The organism is Lentzea guizhouensis (assembly GCF_001701025.1).
Classification (GTDB): Bacteria; Actinomycetota; Actinomycetes; order Mycobacteriales; family Pseudonocardiaceae; genus Lentzea; species Lentzea guizhouensis.
Map to the genome: position 1 here is coordinate 2937352 of NZ_CP016793.1, position 18577 is coordinate 2955928.

At 70.8% G+C, this 18577-nt stretch carries 18 protein-coding genes and 1 pseudogene; 7 read left to right on the forward strand and 12 right to left on the reverse strand.

Annotated elements, in window-relative coordinates; translation table 11 throughout:
- The first annotated feature begins 17 nt into the window (after nucleotides 1–17).
- Genes BBK82_RS14685 through BBK82_RS14705 form a run of 5 tightly spaced genes read left to right on the forward strand, consistent with a single transcriptional unit; the run spans nucleotide 18 to nucleotide 5106 of the window.
- Complete coding sequence (locus BBK82_RS14685; RefSeq protein WP_237048394.1) at nucleotides 18–983, forward strand: LacI family DNA-binding transcriptional regulator; 966 nt, start codon at nucleotides 18–20, stop codon at nucleotides 981–983.
- Nucleotides 980–2389: a sugar ABC transporter ATP-binding protein gene (locus BBK82_RS14690; RefSeq protein ID WP_065915521.1), complete on the forward strand. Its 1410-nt coding sequence runs from the start codon at nucleotides 980–982 to the stop codon at nucleotides 2387–2389. The genes BBK82_RS14685 and BBK82_RS14690 overlap by 4 nt, the downstream gene beginning before the upstream one ends.
- Nucleotides 2386–3291, forward strand: a complete 906-nt coding sequence (locus tag BBK82_RS51585; protein WP_065915522.1) for an ABC transporter permease — start codon at nucleotides 2386–2388, stop codon at nucleotides 3289–3291. The genes BBK82_RS14690 and BBK82_RS51585 overlap by 4 nt, the downstream gene beginning before the upstream one ends.
- A gap of 31 nt (nucleotides 3292–3322) precedes the next feature.
- Nucleotides 3323–4237, forward strand: coding sequence for a substrate-binding domain-containing protein (locus BBK82_RS51590; RefSeq protein ID WP_065915523.1), 915 nt, complete (start codon nucleotides 3323–3325; stop codon nucleotides 4235–4237).
- Entirely contained in the window at nucleotides 4234–5106 is an 873-nt protein-coding gene (locus tag BBK82_RS14705) for a ribokinase (protein ID WP_065915524.1), read from the forward strand. The genes BBK82_RS51590 and BBK82_RS14705 overlap by 4 nt, the downstream gene beginning before the upstream one ends.
- On the opposite strand, the gene BBK82_RS14710 is transcribed toward BBK82_RS14705, so the two are convergent.
- Entirely contained in the window at nucleotides 5090–6229 is a 1140-nt protein-coding gene (locus tag BBK82_RS14710; RefSeq protein ID WP_065915525.1) for a right-handed parallel beta-helix repeat-containing protein, read from the reverse strand. The two genes, BBK82_RS14705 and BBK82_RS14710, sit on opposite strands and share 17 nt — an antisense overlap.
- Before the next feature lie 174 nt (nucleotides 6230–6403).
- On the opposite strand from BBK82_RS14710, the gene ptsP reads away from it, so the two are divergent.
- The gene (gene ptsP, locus BBK82_RS14715; RefSeq protein ID WP_065915526.1) at nucleotides 6404–8035 is read left to right on the forward strand and encodes a phosphoenolpyruvate--protein phosphotransferase; all 1632 of its coding nucleotides are present in this window, start codon (nucleotides 6404–6406) and stop codon (nucleotides 8033–8035) included.
- Here ptsP and BBK82_RS14720 read toward each other — a convergent pair.
- Nucleotides 8032–8448, reverse strand: a complete 417-nt coding sequence (locus BBK82_RS14720; protein WP_065915527.1) for a Rid family hydrolase — start codon at nucleotides 8446–8448, stop codon at nucleotides 8032–8034. The two genes, ptsP and BBK82_RS14720, sit on opposite strands and share 4 nt — an antisense overlap.
- Before the next feature lie 124 nt (nucleotides 8449–8572).
- Between BBK82_RS14720 and BBK82_RS14725 the strand changes: the two genes are divergently transcribed.
- Complete coding sequence (locus tag BBK82_RS14725; RefSeq protein WP_083268808.1) at nucleotides 8573–8968, forward strand: MarR family winged helix-turn-helix transcriptional regulator; 396 nt, start codon at nucleotides 8573–8575, stop codon at nucleotides 8966–8968.
- Nucleotides 8969–9244: 276 nt separating this feature from the next.
- Here the strand turns inward: BBK82_RS14725 and BBK82_RS14730 are convergent, their stop codons facing one another.
- From BBK82_RS14730 to macS, 10 genes and pseudogenes are all read right to left on the reverse strand, one after another.
- On the reverse strand, nucleotides 9245–10084 hold the full coding sequence (locus BBK82_RS14730) for a LysR family transcriptional regulator (RefSeq protein ID WP_154697316.1): 840 nt from the start codon (nucleotides 10082–10084) through the stop codon (nucleotides 9245–9247).
- On the reverse strand, nucleotides 10081–11076 hold the full coding sequence (locus BBK82_RS14735) for a hypothetical protein (protein WP_065915529.1): 996 nt from the start codon (nucleotides 11074–11076) through the stop codon (nucleotides 10081–10083). Before BBK82_RS14735 ends, BBK82_RS14730 begins: the two co-directional genes overlap by 4 nt.
- Nucleotides 11077–11078: 2 nt before the next feature.
- On the reverse strand, nucleotides 11079–11537 hold the full coding sequence (locus tag BBK82_RS14740; protein ID WP_218920619.1) for an RNA polymerase sigma factor: 459 nt from the start codon (nucleotides 11535–11537) through the stop codon (nucleotides 11079–11081).
- Nucleotides 11538–11605: 68 nt separating this feature from the next.
- On the reverse strand, nucleotides 11606–12784 hold the full coding sequence (locus BBK82_RS14745) for a glycine C-acetyltransferase (protein WP_065915531.1): 1179 nt from the start codon (nucleotides 12782–12784) through the stop codon (nucleotides 11606–11608).
- Nucleotides 12784–13815 carry an L-threonine 3-dehydrogenase gene (gene tdh, locus BBK82_RS14750; protein ID WP_065915532.1) on the reverse strand — a complete coding sequence of 344 codons (1032 nt, stop codon included), beginning with the start codon at nucleotides 13813–13815 and terminating at the stop codon, nucleotides 12784–12786. The genes BBK82_RS14745 and tdh overlap by 1 nt, the downstream gene beginning before the upstream one ends.
- Nucleotides 13816–13851: 36 nt before the next feature.
- Nucleotides 13852–15315 (reverse strand): SDR family oxidoreductase, encoded by a 1464-nt coding sequence (locus tag BBK82_RS14755; protein ID WP_065915533.1) that lies wholly within the window; start codon nucleotides 15313–15315, stop codon nucleotides 13852–13854.
- 37 nt (nucleotides 15316–15352) lie between these two features.
- Nucleotides 15353–16078 (reverse strand): phytanoyl-CoA dioxygenase family protein, encoded by a 726-nt coding sequence (locus BBK82_RS14760; RefSeq protein WP_065915534.1) that lies wholly within the window; start codon nucleotides 16076–16078, stop codon nucleotides 15353–15355.
- Between the two features lie 97 nt (nucleotides 16079–16175).
- A complete protein-coding gene (locus BBK82_RS14765; protein WP_065915535.1) occupies nucleotides 16176–16727 on the reverse strand; it encodes a DUF1707 SHOCT-like domain-containing protein in 552 nt (183 codons plus the stop codon).
- Nucleotides 16724–17371, reverse strand: coding sequence for a response regulator (locus tag BBK82_RS14770; RefSeq protein ID WP_154697989.1), 648 nt, complete (start codon nucleotides 17369–17371; stop codon nucleotides 16724–16726). Before BBK82_RS14770 ends, BBK82_RS14765 begins: the two co-directional genes overlap by 4 nt.
- An 11-nt stretch (nucleotides 17372–17382) precedes the next feature.
- Nucleotides 17383–18515 (reverse strand): annotated as a pseudogene (macS, locus tag BBK82_RS14775) (MacS family sensor histidine kinase).
- Nucleotides 18516–18577: the final 62 nt, after the last annotated feature.

Here is an 18577-nt window from a genome sequence, read left to right on the forward strand (position 1 = left end):
ACGGCCTCGTGACGACCATGAAGGACGTCGCGCAGCACGCAGGCGTCTCCACGGCCACCGTGTCGCGCGTGCTCAACGGCCATGCCGCCCCGACTCCCGAGACCCGCGAGCGCGTGCTCGCCGCGATCGAGGAGCTCGGCTACCGGCCCAACGCCCTGGCGCGATCCCTCAGGACCACCAGCACCCAGACCCTCGGTCTGGTCATCAGCGATCTGCTGAACCCCTTCTTCGCCGAGATCGCGCGAGCGGTCGAGGACGAAGCCCGGTCACACGGCTACTGCGTCGTGATCGGGAACGCCGACGAGAGCGCCGAGCAGGAGGCCACCTACGTGCGCACCCTGCTCGACCGCCGGGTGGACGGCCTCCTGCTGTGCCCCGCGACCGATGACCCCGCCCTGGTTCGCGAAGTGAGCGCAGGCGGCGTTCCGCTCGTCCTGCTCGACCGGACGGTCAGGGGCGCGACATGCCCCGTCGTCCGCGCCGACGGCAGCGAGGCATTGACCGCGCTCGCCCGGCGGCTCGTCGGCGCCGGCCACACCCGCATCGGCGTGATCGCGGGTCCGCCGAACACCTCCACCGGGAGAGAACGGACCGACGTGCTCACGGGCGCGCTCGGCGGTCTCGCACAGGTCGTGCACGGCGACTTCCGGCAGGAGAGCGGAAGCCAGGCCGCGGCCCAGCTGATCGACGCCGGTGCCACGGCGTTGGTCGCGATGGACAACCTGATGGGCCTCGGCGCGTTGGGTGAGATCAAGGGCCGCGGCCTGCGGATCCCGCACGACATCGCGCTCGCGGTGTTCGACGACCAGCCGTGGTTCCCGCTGCTGGACCCGCCGATCACGGTCATCGCGCAGCCGACCGTCGAGATGGGCCGCGCCGCCGCCCGCAGCCTGCTCGCCCTGATCAACGGCAAGCAGCCCGACGACGTCCGGCTCACCGCGAAGCTCGTGCTGCGCGGCTCGCTCGGGGAGGCAGAGCTGTGAAGGCCCTGATCACCGCCCGCGGCATCACCAAGCGGTTCGGCGCGACCAAGGCGTTGGACGGCGTCGACCTCGACATCAACGCGGGCGAGGTGCACGTCCTGCTCGGCGAGAACGGCGCCGGCAAGTCCACGCTGGTCAAGGTGCTCGCGGGCATCCACAGCCACGACGCGGGCACGATCGAGGGCAGCGCGAGCCTCGCCGTGATCCACCAGGAGCTCGCGCTCGTCCCCGAGCTGAGCGTCGCGGAGAACCTGTTCCTGAACCGCCTCCCGCGCAGGGTCGGGTTCGTCGACCGCGCCGAGATGCGCCGCCGGGCCCCGGAGCTGCTGGACCGCGTCGGGCTGACCGTCGACCCGGACGCCAAGGTCAAAGACCTCGGCATCGCCCAGCAGCAGATGATCGAGATCGCCCGCGCGCTCGACAAGGACGCCGGCGTGCTGATCCTCGACGAGCCGACCGCGGTGCTCACCGACACCGAGACCGACCGGTTGCTGCGGATCATGGCGCAGCTGCGGGAGAACGGCGTCGGCCTCGTCTTCATCACCCACCACCTGGACGAGATCCAGCGCATCGCCGACCGCATCACGGTCCTGCGCGACGGCCGGTCCGTCGGTGTCCTCGGCCCGCGCGCCACCACCCAGCACATGATCGAGCTGATGGTCGGCCGCCCGATCGACGAGCAGTACCCGCGTCAGCGGCGGGGTTCCGGCCGGCCGTTGCTCAGCATCTCCGGGCTCACCAAGCGCGGCGTCTTCAGCGACATCGACATCGAGGTGCACGCGGGCGAGGTCGTCGGCATCGCCGGGCTCGTCGGTGCCGGTCGCACGGAGGTCGTGCGCGCCGCGTTCGGTGTGGACGACTACGACCGCGGCACGGTGGTGGTCGACGGGAAACCGGTGCCGCGCCACAACGTCCAGGCCGCCATCAAGGCAGGTCTCGGGCTGGTGCCGGAGGACCGCAAGGGCCAGGGCCTGGTCCTCACCGCGACCGTCGGCTCGAACCTCGAGCTCGTGACGCTGGCCAACCGCGACCGCGGCCGCCTGACCGACATCGCGGGCAAGCTCCGCATCAAGGGCCGCGTCGACCAGCCCGTGAAGGAGCTGTCGGGCGGCAACCAGCAGAAGGTCGTCATCGGCAAGTGGCTGCTGGCCGACCCGAAGGTGCTGATCCTCGACGAGCCCACCCGCGGTGTCGACGTGGGCGCGAAGGTCGAGATCTACGAGCTGGTCAACCGGATGACCGCCGCCGGACGGGCCGTGCTGCTCGTGTCGAGCGACCTGCCCGAGGTGATCGGGATGAGCGACCGCGTCGTCGTGATGGCACACGGCCGGGTGGCCGGTGAGCTGCCAGGGGGCGCGACCCAAGACCAGGTGATGGCACTCGCCGTGCAGGAGACCCAAGCGTGAGCACGATCAGCATTCGCAAGTACGCCGGTGAGAACGGCGCGTTGGCCGGGCTTCTGGTGCTCGCCGTGGTCATCGCGGTCATGCAGCCGGCGTTCCTCAACGCCCAGAACCTGCTCAACGTGGGCGTGCAGGCCGCGGTCATCGCGATCATGGCGTTCGGCATGACGTTCGTGGTGGTCGCGGGCGGGATCGACCTGAGCGTCGGCAGCATCGCCGCGCTGGCCGCGATGGTCGGTGCGCTGACCGCGGGGCCGCTCGGCCTGGTCGTCGGCGCGCTGTGCGGTCTCGTGAACGGTGCGTTGATCAGCTACGGCAAGCTGCCGCCGTTCATCGCGACGCTCGCGATGCTCAGCGTGGCCCGCGGGCTCACCCTGGTGTTCTCCGAGGGCCAGCCGCACGAGACCGACGAGCTGGTGACGTTCCTCGGCTCGAACCTCACGCCGTCGCTGCCCCTGCCGTTGCTGTTGATGCTGGCGTTCTTCGGCATCACCGGCCTGGTCCTCACGCGCACCAACCTCGGCCGCCGCATGTACGCGATCGGCGGCAACGAGGAGGCCGCGAAGCTCAGCGGCATCGATGTGCGCCGGAACAAGCTCTGGATCTACGCCCTGTCCGGCCTGTTCGCCGCCGCCGCGGGCCTCGTGCTCGCGGGACGGCTCGGGTCCGCCGGTCCGCAGGCAGCGGTCGGCTACGAGCTCGACGCCATCGCCGCCGTCGTCATCGGTGGTGCGTCGCTGTCCGGTGGCGTCGGCCGCGCCACCGGGACGTTGGTCGGCGCACTCGTGCTCGCCGTCCTGCGCAACGGCCTCAACCTGCTGCAGGTGCCGCCGTTCTGGCAGCAGGTCGTCATCGGCGCGGTGATCGCACTCGCCGCGCTGCTCGACTCACTCCGCCGTCGCTGAGTACAACCCGCAACAGGTAAGGAAAACGCTGATGAAGGTGACCCGACGGATCGCGCTGACCCTTGGTGCCGCGGCACTGCTGGCGTCGGGGTGCAGCGGAACCGGTGCGTCCGGAGGTCAGATCACCATCGGGCTGGCCGTGTCCACGCTGAACAACCCGTTCTTCGTGGAGCTGCAGCAGGGTGCTCAGGCGATGGCGGACAAGCTCGGCGCCAAGCTCACCGTGGTCGACGCGCAGAACGACGCGACGAACCAGGTCAACCACGTGCAGACGCTCGTGACCCAGGGCGTGAAGGCGATCATCCTGAACCCGGTCGACTCCAAGCAGTCAGCGCCCGCGGCGAAGGCGGCCGAGACGGCCAACATCCCGCTGATCTCGGTCGACCGCTCGGTCGAGGGCAAGGTCGCCGCCGAGGTCGCGTCGAACAACGTGCAGGGCGGCAGCCTCGCGGCCGTCGAGCTCGGCCGCGCCACCTCCGGCGAGGTCGCGCACCTCAAGGGCATCTCCGGCGCGTCGGCCTCCCGTGACCGCGGTCAGGGCTTCGAGCAGGGCCTGAACAGCGGCAACATCAAGGTCGCCGCCACCGCCGTGGCCGACTTCGACCGCGCCAAGGGCCTCAACGAGACCACGAACCTGCTGCAGGGCACGCCGAACATCAAGGGCATCTTCGCCGAGAACGACGAGATGGCGCTCGGTGCGATCAAGGCGCTCGGCGCCCGTGCCGGCAAGGACGTCATGGTCGTCGGCTTCGACGGCACGCCCGACGGCCTGAAGGCGATCCAGGAGGGCACGCTCTTCGCGACCATCGCGCAGCAGCCCAAGGCGCTGGGCGAGAAGGCCGTGGAGCAGGCGGTGCACGCGGCCAAGGGCGAGGCGGTCCAGCAGGTCGTCGACGTCGAGGTGAAGGTCATCACCAAGCAGAACGTGGCAGAGTTCATCAAGTGACGACCACTCTGCTCGTTCTCGGGTCCGCCAACGCCGACCTCGTGGTCGAGGTCGGCAGGCGGCCCGCGGGCGGTGAGACCGTGCTCGGCGGTGACACCGTCGTGCTGCCCGGCGGCAAGGGCGCGAACACCGCCGTCGCCGCCGCTCGCGTGGGCGCGTCCGTGTCGCTCGTCGGAGCGTTGGGCGGCGACGGGTACGGATCTCTGCTGCGCGAGTCGCTGGAGTCGTCGGGCGTCGGGGTCGAGCTGGTGAAGACTTCCTCGCGGCCCACCGGGATCGCGTACATCACGGTGACGCCGGACGGGGAGAACTCCATCGTGGTGTCACCGGGCGCGAACACGGACGTGTCGGCGTCCGATGTGGACGCCCTGTCGTTCGACGGCGTGCAGGTGCTGACCTGTTCGCTGGAAGTGCCGCTGGAGACGGTGGTCCACGCGATCGACGCCGCCGCGGCGGCAGGCGTGCGCACGGTGCTGAACCTGTCGCCCGTCGCCGAACTGCCCGCCGACACGCTGGCGCGGCTGACCGTGCTGATCGTCAACGAGCACGAGGCGGCGCAGCTCGCGCCGACGTGGCAGGACCTGCTGAAGCTCGGCCCGAAGGCCGCGATCGTCACGCTCGGGTCGCGCGGGGTCGCGGTCGTCGCGCAGGCGGGAACGGTCGAGGTGCCCGCGGTCGAGGTCGACGAGGTCGTGGACACGACCGGTGCCGGTGACGCGTTCGCCGGTGCGCTCTCCGCCCGGCTCGCCGCGGGTGACACGCTGCCGAACGCCGCGCGGTACGCGGTGAAGGTGGCGGCCCTGTCCGTCACGAAGTCCGGTGCCCAGCCGTCGTACCCGACCGAGGCCGAGGTCAGCGCACTGGGTTAGAGGCCCGCTCGGCGAACATGTCCTCGGCCGGCAGCGCGTACTGCTCGACGCCAGGTGCCCTGTCCGGTAACGGGTCGCGCGGCATGTCCGGCTGGTCCGGTGGTGCCGCGACCTGGGTGAACGGGATCCCGCGCGGCGCGGCGGGTTTGGGCAGCGGGTCGCCGGCGCCGTTGAAGCACAGCTCGTCGACGCAGTTGTTCCTGCCGGGGGCGCGGGGCGTGGCGGCGTAGACGACGTCCTGGCCGTTGCGGGTGATCAGGTTGCCCTCGAAGCGGTTGTCCAGCGGTGCCATGTCCTCGCTGGAGCCGAGCGCGACGCCGGTGCCGGGGTTGCCGGTGATCAGGTTGCGGGACACCAGGTTCCGCGCGCCGCCGGCGATGCCCACGCCGACGCCGAACGCGCCGTCGGGGTGGGCCGGGGAGAGCGCTTCGGCGTTGTCGGAGACCAGGTTGCCGACGAAGGTGGCGTCCTCCTGCGGCGGCAGCGCCACCCGGTGGTCGGAGATCGCGGTCATCCCGACCCGGTTGCCGCTGAACCTGTTGCCCAGCACGTACATCTGGCCCGACGCGTTCGTGCCCTCGTAGCCGACGGCGTTGCGTTCGGCGACATTGCCGCGCACCACGACGTCGCACGGCCTGCACTGGCCGACGTGGAATCCGGAGCTCGCGCTGCCGGACGCGTAGCTCTGCTCGATCACGCCGTGCTGGGCCTTGACCGCGCGGACGCCGTGCTGCGCGTTGTTGCTGGCCGTCACGTACGAGACGCGGAACCTGCTGCCGCCGGTGATCTCGACGCCGGTGCGGGTGTGGTTGCGGACGGTCAGGTTCTGGATCGACACGTCCGGCGCGGTGACGACGAACCCGGTGGCGCGCTCGACCTCGCCGTCGACGATCACGCTGCCACGCCGGGTGCCCCTGATCGTCAGCCCCTTGGTGCCGACCCGCACCGTCTCCGGGTAGACGCCGGGCGACACGATGATCGTGGCGCCCTCCTGCGCCACGTCGACGGCGGCCTGGATGGTGCCGAGCTGGGCGGGGACGTTGATCTGCGGCAGCCTCGGGTGCACCGACGGCGAGCAGCCGGCGACGAGGAACACCGCGGTGAGGGTGTACGGGGCGCGCACAGCGGAGCACCGTACTGCGCCGTTCGGCCTATTGAGACACTGGCCCCTCGGCGAGTGGTCGTGCAGGCGCGGGGAACTTCTGTGTTACGCCGGTGTGGCCAGCGCGGCGGCCCGTGGCCGCATTGGTCACACTGAACTGTCCCGGGGTTCCTGGTGAAGGGTATGGTCTAGACCATGTCGAGCGCGCGGCTGAGCGGTGTCGGTGTCAGCAGCGGCCGGGCTTCCGGCCCAGTGGTGAGGGTCGCGGAAGCCTTGCCGGAACCTCCGCTGAGCCCGCGACCTGCGGATGTGAAGGACGAGGCCTCTCGGATCCGACCGGCGACCGAGGTCGTCGCGCAGCGCCTGATGGAGCGCGCGAAGACGGTCGAGGGCGAAGCCCGCGCCGTGCTGGAGACGACCGCCGCGATGGCGGGCGACCCGTCGCTGATCAAGTCCGCCGAGAAGCTCGTCGTCGACGAGTCGCTGCCCGCCGCCCGCGCGGTGCACCAGGCGGCCCAGAAGTTCGTGACCGCGTTGCAGGCCGCCGGTGGCTACATGGCCGAGCGCGCCCGTGACGTCCAGGACGTCCGCGACCGCGTGGTGGCCGAGCTGCTCGGCCTGCCCGCACCGGGCGTACCGGACCTCGAGTCGCCGTCCGTGCTGGTGGCCCGCGACCTCGCGCCCGCCGACACCGCTGGCCTCGACCCGGCGAAGGTCCTCGCGCTGATCACCGAGGAGGGCGGCCCCACCTCGCACACCGCGATCCTCGCCCGTTCGCTCGGCATCCCCGCCGTCGTCGCGTGCCGCGGCGTGCTGGCGCTGGACGTGCCCGGCCTCGACGTCGACGGCGACACGGGTGTCGTGCGCGAGTCGGACGGCACGGTCCGTGCGGCCGGCACCGGGCAGAAGGCCGAGTGGAACGGCGTGGGTGTGCTGAAGGACGGCCACCGGGTGAAGGTGCTCGGCAACGTCGGCTCCCCCGCCGACGCCGCGGCGGCCGCCGCTGCCGGTGCCGAGGGCGTCGGGCTCTTCCGCACCGAGTTCTGCTTCCTCGACGCCGCGGAGGAACCGTCCGTTGCCGATCAGACTGCTGCTTATGAGGCTGTGCTGGCGCCGTTCGCGGGCAAGCCGGTCGTCGTGCGCACCCTGGACGCCGGCGCCGACAAGCCGCTGGCGTTTCTGAACCCCGACCCCGAGCCCAACCCGGCACTCGGCGTCCGCGGCCTGCGCGTGGCGTTCGACCGCCCCGAGATCCTGGACCGCCAGCTGGAGGCGATCGCCGCCGCCGCTGCCTCGACCGGCGCCGACGTCTCCGTGATGGCACCGATGGTCGCCACCGCCGCCGAGGCCGCCTGGTTCGTCGAGCGGGCTCGCCAGGCCGGCATCGCCCGCGCCGGCGTGATGGTCGAGGTCCCCTCCGCGGCCCTGTCGGCCCGCGAGATCCTGCAGGTCGTCGACTTCATCTCGATCGGCACCAACGACCTCGCCCAGTACGTCTTCGCCGCCGACCGCCAGCTCGGCGGTGTCGCCGCACTGAACGACCCCTGGCAGCCCGCGCTGCTCCGGCTGATCGCCCAGGTCGGCGAGGCCGCCACCGCACTGGACAAGCCCGTCGGCGTGTGCGGCGAGGCGGCGGCCGACCCGCTGCTGGCGTGCGTGCTCATCGGCATGGGCGTGACCTCGCTGTCGATGAACCACACGGCACTGGCCGACGTCGGCGCCAAGCTCGCCACGACCAGCTTGGACATCTGCCAGCTCGCCGCCCGCGGCGCCCTGACGGCAGGCGACCCGGCCTCGGCCAAGCTCGCCGCCCGCGCCCCGCACTAGCTCACGGCGGTCACGGCGGTCACGCGGATCTCGAAGCGCATCTTCGGGTGACCGAGGGCGGTGACCCCGCTCTCGGTCCAGATGGGCGCGCGCTCCCCCATCCGCTGGCGGAACTGCTCGACGATCACCTTGTTGTGGTCGTCGAACGTGTCGCCGTCCCTGAGCACGTGGTACGTGTTCACGTGCACGACGTCCGCCCACGTCGCGCCAGCGGTCTGCAGCGTCCGCTCGACGTTCTCGAAGGCCTGCACGATCTCTTCTGCGAGCCCTTCCGGGAAGTTGAACTCGTCGTCCCAACCACCCTGCCCGGACGTCTCGACCCGGTCCCCGATCCGCACCGCCTGGCTGTAGCGCATGTTCTTCAACTGCGTCTCGCCGTACCCCGGCGTCGCGAAGAACTCCGGCTTGCTCATCTCTGCCTCCTATGACTTCACGCTTGAAGTCAACCATACACGACTTCAAGCGTGAAGTAAGGTTCGTGCCGTGGAATGGCTGAACAGCGACGAGAAGGACGCCTGGACAGGCCTGGCGTCGTTGATGCTCCTGATGCCGGGCCGCCTGGAGGCGCCGCTGCAACAGGAGTCCGGCCTCTCCCTGTTCGAGTACCTCGTGCTCAGCCACGTCTCCGAGGCCCCGGCCCGCCGCATCCGGATGAGCGAGCTCGCCCACCTGGCGAACGGCTCCCTGTCCCGCTTGTCCAACGTCGTCAAACGCTTCGAACAACGCGGCTGGATGACCCGCTCACCAGACCCCGACGACGGCCGGTACACGATCGCGACGCTCACCGACGCCGGCTACGAGGTGGTCGTCGCCGCTGCTCCGGTGCACCTGCGGAGCGTGCGGGAGCTCGTGCTGGACCCGTTGACCGCCGAGGACCGCGAGGCGCTGATCCGCATCGCCTCGAAGCTGCGTCTGACCCTGCCCTCGCCCTAGCGGCCACCTGATCGAGTGACGCGCGCGTCACGGTTGGGCTTGCACGGCGGACGGGCAGCAGGCTGCTCGGCGAGGTGACACCGAGGGCGCCTGGCAGCGCATGGCGATGCGGTAGCTCAGACGCACCGCGCGGCCACTTCACCGGTCTGCGCTACGGCAGCGATCGTGACGGCAGGGCCGTGACCATTGCGGAGGCCGAAACTGCGACCGGCCACCTCGACCACGACACGCTCAAGGCACTCGCCGAGGTCACCGCCCACCTGCCGCCCGTCCGGCTCACCGCCCTAGCGCGCCACCCGCTGCAGCTCCCCCAGCACCGCCTCCACCAGCGGGTGCTCCTCCGTCCCCCGCCCGCCGCCACCACCCCGCAACGGCGCCACCCGCCACCGGCACCCCGCGATCGCGTTCGCGGTGCAGCCACGCCCGCCCCGCCACCAGGGCCTCGATGGCGCGGAAGTCGTCCGACGTGTGCCGGATCCGCGGGGCGAAGCCGGCCTGTGCGCACGCCATCTCGACCACGTCCCGCAGCGGGTTGCCGGGCAGGGTCACCACCCAGTCCTCGTCGGCCAGCGCGGCGAGGTCGACCGGGCCGGTCAGCGCGTGGCCCGGTGGCAGGACCACGTCGAACGGCTCGGTGTAGAGCGGGAAGCAGGTGAACCGGGAGGTCGTGCGGTGTTCCTCGGTGATCGCCACGTCGATCTCGCCGTCCAGCAGCAGCCGCACGCTCTCATGGCCCTCGGCGTCACGCACCGAGAGGTCGATCGACCGCGAACGCAACGCTGCCAGCGCCGGTGCCACCACCTGCGTGATCGCCGACGCGAACGAGGCCACCTCCACCCGGCCGGAAGTGCCTGAGGCGAGCGCGTCCAAAGTGGCCTGCGCGCGTTCCAGTTCCGCGGCGACCACGTGGGCGTGCACCACGAGCAGTTCGCCGGCCGGGGTCAGCGAGACGCGGCGGCCGTAGCGGCGCAGCAGTGGGTGGCCCGCCTCCGACTCCAGGGCCGCCAGCTGCTGCGACACCGCGGACGGCGTGAGGTGCAGTGCGGCAGCGGCGGCCGTCACGGTGCCGTGGTCGGCGAGTGCGCGCAGCACCCGGAGCCGGCGGGGATCAATCACCTCACCATGATGAACGGCGAGTCCGGTTCGGCGTTGACCAGCACGTCGGCCGGCACCTGCGGGGCTTCGTGGGTGGTGCCGACGAGGCTGAAGTCCTGCGACTCCACCACGGCGCCCGCGGGCAGGCCGTGTTCGGCGGCGGTGAGCACGGTGCGGATGCTGATGGCCTGCGCCGTCTCCAGGTCGACGACCAGCTGGGTCTCCAGGCCGGTGAACTGGCCGGCCGCCGGTGCGGTGATCGCGAGGCCGACGCCGTTGTCCCGCACGCCGGGCAGCTTCCTGAGCAGGTCCAACGCCGCCCGGCGCTGGTCGACGCGCAACGGGGTCGCGGTCATGGCCATCGCCACCCGCGCGGTCGCGTACGGCGTTCCGCCGACCAGCGACTCGACCGTGGCCAGAAGTGAGCCGGGATCGGACGGCCAGGTGTCCCGTTCTGCGAACACGACCTGGTCGTAGGTGTCCGAGAAGCTCCCGTCGGTCGTCTCGCTGGCCGAGGCGCGGACCGGGCCGACGCGCAGCTCCTTGTTCTGGGCGCCGAGCACCGGCACGCGCGAGGGCGAACCGGCCGCCAGCCACCTGTTCAGGTCCGCTTCCGACCGCCAGCCGACGTGGCCGTTCGCCGTCACGACCAGCTGCCGCTTCGGCGCGAGCCACCGGTCGATGTCGGTCCGCAGCTCCAGCACGTAGCTGTTCGCGCCGCTGCCGACCACGGTCAACTGCGACGACGCGATGTGCACGCGCCACGACTCGCCCGGTCCGGCGGGAGTGCGGGTCCGGTCCGACGGCAGCAGCGCGATGAGCAGCACGGCGACCACGCCGACACCGACGAGCACCGGTGCGAGCCGCCGCAGCGCCGCCTGGCCGCGCCACACGCCCGGCGGGTGCGGGCGGGGCAGCGTGAGGATCTGGGCGAGGTCGCGTTCCATCCGCTCCGGATCGACCTCGGGGGTGGCCGGCCTGGCCCTGCTCAGGTCCTTGAGCACGTCTCCCATGACTACCTCGAGTACTCGAAAGCCGGTGTGGAGAGGGCTGCGCGCAGTCGTCGCCGGGCCCGGTGCAGGCGCACGAAGAACGTCGCCGTCGAACACCCGAGCACCTTGGCGGCCTCCGCCGAGGTCAGGCCGTGCCACGCGATCAGCGTGAGCACCTCCTGATCGGCCTCGGCGAGGCTCGCCAGCGCCGCCCTGATCTCGACCACGTGCACGAAGTCGTGGGCGGCCGGCATGTCGACGAGCTCGTCGTGCGCGGCCTGCCTGCGAGCGGCGCGCACGAGGTTGCGGGTGATCCCGAGCAACCACGGCAGCGCCGGCGACGGCATCTGGTCGAGCTTGCGCCAGGCGATCGTGAAGGTCTCGCTGGTGATGTCCTCCGCCAGCCGAGGCCCCGCGTGGCTCGCCGCATAGGCGAGCACACGCGGGTAGCACTCGCGGTACACCGCGCAGAAGCCCTCCACGATCGCCCCTTCCCCCTCACAGGAGTAGTGCGTCGAACGCGGAGGTTCTTACAGTTGTGTGACTCAGATCACATCTTGGCGCGAGCGGCGACGAACGCTTCGACCGCCCGGTTCACGTCCTCGGTGGAGTGCGCGGCCGACATCTGCGTGCGGATCCGCGCCTTGCCGTGCGGCACGACCGGGTAGGAGAACCCGATCACGTAGATGCCCTGCTCCAGCAGCAGGTCGGCCAGGCGACCGGCCTCGGCGGCGTCACCGATCATCACCGGGATGATCGGGTGCTCGCCCGGCAGCAGGTCGAAGCCCTCGTCGGTCATCCGGCGGCGGAACAGCTCGGTGTTCGAGCGCAGCTGGGTGAGCAGCTCGGAGGACGACGACAGCATGTCCAGCGCGGCGATCGCGGCGGCCGTGATCGAGGGCGCCAGCGAGTTCGAGAACAGGTACGGCCGCGACCGCTGGCGCAGCAGCTCGACGATCTCCGCGCGACCCGACGTGTACCCGCCGGACGCACCGCCCAGCGCCTTGCCCAGCGTGCCGGTCACGATGTCGACCCGGTCCTGCACCCCGAACAGCTCCGGCGTGCCGCGGCCGGTCGGGCCGGTGAAGCCGACGGCGTGCGAGTCGTCGACCATGACCAGCGCGTTGTACCGCTCGGCCAGGTCGCAGATCTCGTCCAGCGGCGCCAGGTAGCCGTCCATCGAGAACACGCCGTCGGTCGCGATGAGGCGGTAGCGCGCGTCGGCCGCGTCCTTGAGCTGGCGCTCCAGGTCGTCCATGTCGCGGTTTTTGTAGCGGAAGCGCTTGGCCTTCGACAGCCGCACGCCGTCGATGATCGACGCGTGGTTCAGCTCGTCGGAGATGATCGCGTCCTCGGCGCCGAGCAGCGTCTCGAACAGGCCGCCGTTCGCGTCGAAGCACGAGCTGTACAGGATCGTGTCCTCGGTGCCGAGGAACTCCGAGAGCTTCGCCTCCAGCTCCTTGTGCGGCTCCTGGGTGCCGCAGATGAACCGCACCGAGGCCATGCCGAAGCCCCACTCGTCCAGCGCCGACTTCGCGGCCTCGATGAGCTTCGGGTGGTCGGCGAGCCCGAGGTAGTTGTTGGCGCAGAAGTTCAGCACCTCGTCCCCGGAACCGACGCGGACCGCGGCGTTCTGCGGGGTCGCGATCACGCGCTCGGCCTTGTAGAGCCCGGCCTCCCTGATCTCCCCGATCGTCCTGCGGAGGTCGTTCTTCAGCTCGCCGTACATCAGGCTCCCGTCCAGTCGAGGATGACCTTGCCGCACTTGCCCTCGCGCGCGGTGGCGAACGCCTCCGCGTGCTGCGTGTGGTCGTACCGGTGCGTGATCACCGGCGCGAGGTCGAGGCCGCGCTGCAGCAGCACGGTCATCGAGTACCAGGTCTCGAACATCTCCCGGCCGTAGATCCCCTTGATGTGCAGCATCTTCAGCACGATGCTGCTCCAGTCGACCGGGAACTCCTCCGCGGGCAGGCCGAGCATCGCGATGCGGCCGCCGTGCGCCATGTTCGCGATCATGTCGCGCAGCGCGACCGGCTTGCCGGACATCTCCATGCCGACGTCGAAGCCCTCGGCCATGCCGAGCTCGGCCTGCGCGTCGGCGATCGTCTTCTCGGCCACGTTCACCGCGAGGTCGACGCCGACCTTGCGCGCGAGGTCCAGGCGGTGCTCGCTGATGTCGGTGATCACGACGTTGCGCGCGCCCGCGTGCTTGGCGACGGCGGCGGCCATGATCCCGATCGGGCCGGCGCCGGTGATGATCACGTCCTCGCCGATCACCGGAAAGCTCAGCGCCGTGTGGACCGCGTTGCCGAACGGGTCGAAGATCGCGGCCACGTCCAGGTCGACCTGTGCCCGGTGCACCCACGCGTTCTGCTCCGGCAGCACGACGTACTGCGCGAACGCGCCGTTGGAGTGCACGCCGAGACCGCGCGTGTTGGCGCACAGGTGGCGGCGGCCCGCCTTGCAGTTGCGGCACGTCCCGCACACCAGGTGACCCTCGCCGCTGACCAGGTCACCGACCTTGACGCCGGTCACCGAGCCACCGACCTCGACGACCTCGCCGACGAACTCGTGCCCGAGGACCAGCGGCGCCTTGATGTTGGCCGCGGCCCAGTCGTCCCACGAGTCGATGTGCAGGTCGGTGCCGCAGATGCCGGTGCGCAGGACCCTGACCAGCACGTCCGTCGGACCCGGTGTCGGATCGGGGACGTCGGTCAGTTCCAGGCCAGGCCCAGCGGCGACCTTGACGAGAGCCTTCATGCGCGAAGTCTCACCCTTTGCTGTTTGTGCAGTCCATCAGGACTTTCTGAAGTTGTTGTGCAGCTCAGCTTCATTGGCGATGTTGCGCACCATGCCGCCGAACACGATGCCGTGAAACGGCCACACGACCGCCCAGTAGAGGTGTCCGGCGAGCCCTTTGGGCACGAACACGGCGCGTTGGCGGTAAGTGGACCCGCCCTGCCGCCCGTCCGCCACTCGAAGCTCCAGCCAGGCCTGACCAGGCACCTTCATCTCCGCGCGCAACCGCAGCAGCCGCCCGCGTTCGACCTCCTCGACCCGCCAGAAGTCGAGCGCCTCGCCCACGTGCAGCCGGTGCGGGTCACGCCGGCCGCGCCGCAGCCCGACCCCGCCCACCAGCCGGTCCAGCCACCCGCGGATCGCCCAGGCCAGCGGGAACGAGTACCAGCCGCGCTCACCACCGATCCCCTCGACGACCTCCCACAGCCGCTCGGGGCTCGCCCGCGTCTCGCGGCCGCGTTCGTCGACGTAGACCGACCCGCCGGTCCAGTCGGGGTCGGTCGGCAACGGCTCGCTCGGCGCACCCGGCACCGACGCCCCCGACCACCGGGTCTCCACGTCGGCGTCGCGGACCTTCGTCAAGGCCAGCTCGACGGCCTTGTCGTAGCCGACGTTCTCACCGGGCAGCAGCTCACGGACGTCGTCCTCCCGGCACACCACCTCGTGCACCAGCGACTCGATCAACGGTGCCGCGATCGACTTCGGCACCGGCGTGACCAGGTTGACCCAGTGCGACGACAGGCCCGGCGTCAGCAACGGCACCGGCAGCACTCGCCGCCGGGGCAGCCCGGCGACCTGCGCGTACCGGAGCATCATCTGCAGGTAGGTCAGCACGTCCGGCCCGCCGATGTCGAACGTCCGGTTCGTCTCCGGCTCGAAGTCCAGCGCGGTCGCGCCGACCAGGTACCGCAGCACGTCCCGCACCGCGATCGGCTGGATCCGGTTGTGCACCCACCTCGGCGTGACCATGACCGGCAACCGCTCGGTCAGGTACCGCAGCATCTCGAACGACGCCGAGCCCGACCCGATGATCACCGCCGCCTGCAGCACCACCGCCGGCACCCCGGACCGCAGGAAGACCTCGCCCACCTCCTTGCGCGAGGCGAGGTGCGGCGACAGCTCGGCGTTCTCCGGGTGCAGCCCGCCCAGGTACACGATCCGCCGCACCCCGGCCCGCTCGGCAGCGGCCGCAGTGTTCTCCGCGGCCTTGCGGTCGGCGTTCGCGAAGTCCTTCGAGTTCAGGGAGTGCACCAGGTAGTGCACGACGTCGATGTCCTTCATCGCCTCGCCGAGGTCCTGCAGCACGTCCCCGCGGACGATCTCGACGTCAGCGGCCCACGGCACGTCCCGCAGCTTCTCCGGCGAACGCACCAGGCACCGCACCCGGTGCCCCTCCGCCAGCAGCCGCGGGACGAGCCGTCCACCGAGGTATCCGGTCGCACCGGTCACAAGACAACGCACGGGTTCGATCCTGCGCGCAGCCCGGTGCGTTCGCAGATCAGCGAGTCGTGAGCGGCTCCGCCAGGTGCTTGGGCGACCGGTCCGCGTTCAGGATCGGTTCGGCCGAGTACTGGGCCAGGTAGACCCGGCGGAACCGGTCGGTCGTGTTCGCGCCGCTGCGGTGCAGGACCGTGCTCGCGAAGCAGGCGATGCTCCCGGCCGGCGCGATCACCGGGTCGCCGGGGTCGTCGCCGGAGTAGCCGACCATGTCCCTGGACTGCTCGTCGCGGACGTGCGGGACCGCCTCGCGGGTCCCGGCGCGCGAGTACGGCAGCAGGTAGACGGTGCCGTTCTGCTCGGTGACGTCGTCGAGCGTGATCCAGCACGTCAGGTACGGCCGGTGGTCCGACTCCAGGTAGCCGGAGTCCTGGTGCCAGCTCAGGCTCATGCCCTGCTCGGCGGCCTTGACGACGTACTGCTCGTTGAACAGGTAGACCGTGTCACCGAGCACCGTCTGCGCGATGTCCCGCATCAGGCCGGACAACAGGAACCGGCGGACGACGGCGCTGCGGTCGTACGCGTGCACGAAGTAGCGCCGTCCCCGGTGGTCCAGGTCGATGTTGTCCACGCCGAGCCGGTCCATCTCCTGCTCGCGTTCCGCCACGAACCGGTCGCACTCCTCCCGCAGGAGCACCAGGTCGTTCGGCGGGACGACGTCCCTCAGCAGGAAGAACCCGTCCTCGGTGAACTGGCGGACGTGTTCGATGGTGACCAGCGACTGCACGGAGCTCTCCCGACGTCAGGCGACAAGGCCCACCAAGCATCCGTCGTGCGGCACCGTCCGGGGCAGGTCCTTTCCGCTGAAATCCGGGACCGGCTCTTCAGCCGAAGAGCGCCTTCTTCTTGTGCTTGATCAGCACCGATCCACCCCGGACCGCGCCGCGCAGCACGAACTGCGGCGAGCCGACGGCGTTGCGGACCTTGTCCTTGATCTCACCCGCGGTGATGTCCACGGCGTCGATGTTCACCGAGGAACCTTCCGGCACGACCAGCTTCACCGAGCCGAGCGACACGTCCAGGTCGATCGTGACCGCCGGCGGCAGCACGGCCTGGGTGAAGTCGAGGTCGGTGGTGCCGAGCGTGTTGCGCACCAGCAGCTCCGGCGGGACGACCCAGACGCCCTTGCGGACCGTGGTGCCCATGGCGTTCTTCAGCTCGATGCGCGGCCCGGCGATCGCGTCGGTGTTGACCATGCCGGGCAGGTCGAGGAGCACCGCGTTCAGATCGGCCCTGGTCACGGCCGCCAGTGCGGTGTCGGTGCGGGTGGTGAACTCGTCGAGGGTGATCATGCCGCGGCCCACCGCCTTGTTCAGCAGGCTGACGACGTGCTCACGCTCGGCGTCGGACACGCGCAGATCTCTGGGGTCGGTCATCGCTCTGCCTCCGGTTCGCTGTCGAGACCGTGCTCGATGGCATAACGCGCCAGCTCCACCCGGTTGTGCAGTTGGAGTTTCCGCAAAGTCGACTGGACGTGGTTCTCGACCGTGCGGTGGGAGATCACCAGGCGGTTGGCGATCTGGCGTGCTGTCAGCCCCTTGGCCACCAGCCGCAGCACCTCGGTCTCCCGTTCGGTGAGCTGCGGCTTCTCCTCCGAGTCGTCCGGCGCGGCGGCCATCCGCCGGTACTCGCCCAGCACCAGGCCCGCGAGCCCGGCGGTGAACACGGCGTCGCCGGCGGCGGTGCGGGTCACGGCCTCGACCAGCTCCTCGGCGGACGCGGACTTCACCAGGTAGCCCGACGCGCCCGCCTTCACGGCCTGCAGCACGTCGTCGTGCTCGCCGCTCGCGGACAGCACCAGCACCCGCGTGTCCGGCAGCTCACCGGTGATCATGACGGTGGCGTCGACACCGGACAGCTCACCCAGGTTGAGGTCCATCAGCACGACGTTGGGGCGCACGGTCTTCGCGATGCGCACGGCGGAGGCGGCGTCACCCGCGGTCGCCACGACCTGGAAGCCGCGCTCCTGCAGGTCACGTGCCACGCCCTCGCGCCACATCGGGTGGTCGTCGACCACCATCACCGAAACCGTCACTGCACCGCCCCCTTCCTGAACACGCGTACCTCCCACTCCGTGCCCTCCCCCGGCCCGGTCTGGAGCTCCAGCGTGCCGCCCAGCGAGGCCACCCGGCCCCTGATCGACTTCGCGATGCCCATCCGGCCTTCCGCCTCCGCGGAGGCGATCCGGCCGTCCGGGATCCCCGGTCCATCGTCCCTGACGCTCAACACCACCTCGTCGCCGAGGTCTTCGAGCAGCACCCACGCCCTGGCGTCGCCGCCGGCGTGCTTGTCCACGTTGGACAGCGCCTCGCGGACCAGCGACGTGAGCTCACCGGCGGCAGCGGCGTTGAACATCACCTGCGTGGCCGGGGTGGAGACCTGGATCTTCGGCGTGGCCAGCAGCTGCAGGCCGGGACGGAGGTCGACGTCGCCGTCCACAGTGGAGTCGGTGGGCGCGGCCGCGACCAGGTTGCGCAGCGCGACCTCCTGCTCGCCGGCCATCTGCGCGAGCTCGGCGGCCTCGCCACCGACCTCCAGGCCGCGCTTGCGGACGCGGGCGAGCACCTGCAGCACGCTGTCGTGGATGGACCGGGCGAGGCGTTCGCGTTCGGCCGTCGCCGCCTCGGTCCGCAACGCCTGCGCGAGCCGCACCGCCGAGCGCCGGCGGGCCGAGCCATGCCGACGACCATGCCCGCGCCCGCGAGCAGCACCACGTCGCGCAGCAGGTCGAGGCTCGGCACGCCCTTGGCGAGGTAGGTGAACAGGCCGACGGTGAGCCCTCCGGTGAACCCGGCGGCCGACCCGCCCAGCGCGCCGAGCGCCACGGCGGGCACGCACGCCCAGATCGTGGTGATCAGCGGGACGTTCTCGGTCAGCAGCTGGTGGCTCGACATGATCAACGGCGAGAGCGACATCAACCCGCAGGTCACCGCGAGGTCCACCAGCACGACCGGCCAGCGCCGGCCCCACGTGGTGCTGTAGGCGCGGCTGGTGAACACGGACCACAGCGCCATCACCCCGAGCGTGGTCCACGCGAGCCACGGCCGGATGTAGTCCTCGTGGTTCGCGATCACGTTCGCCGCCGCGAAGAGAAATGTGACTATGCGTAGCACAACTGTCCCGTGCCACAGGGGCGTGGCTGGGTCGTCGATCACCTTCGTCACACGTTCGGCAGGCTGCTTGGGCACGCTGTGCTCCTTTCGCCCCCCATCCTGCCGCTAGAACG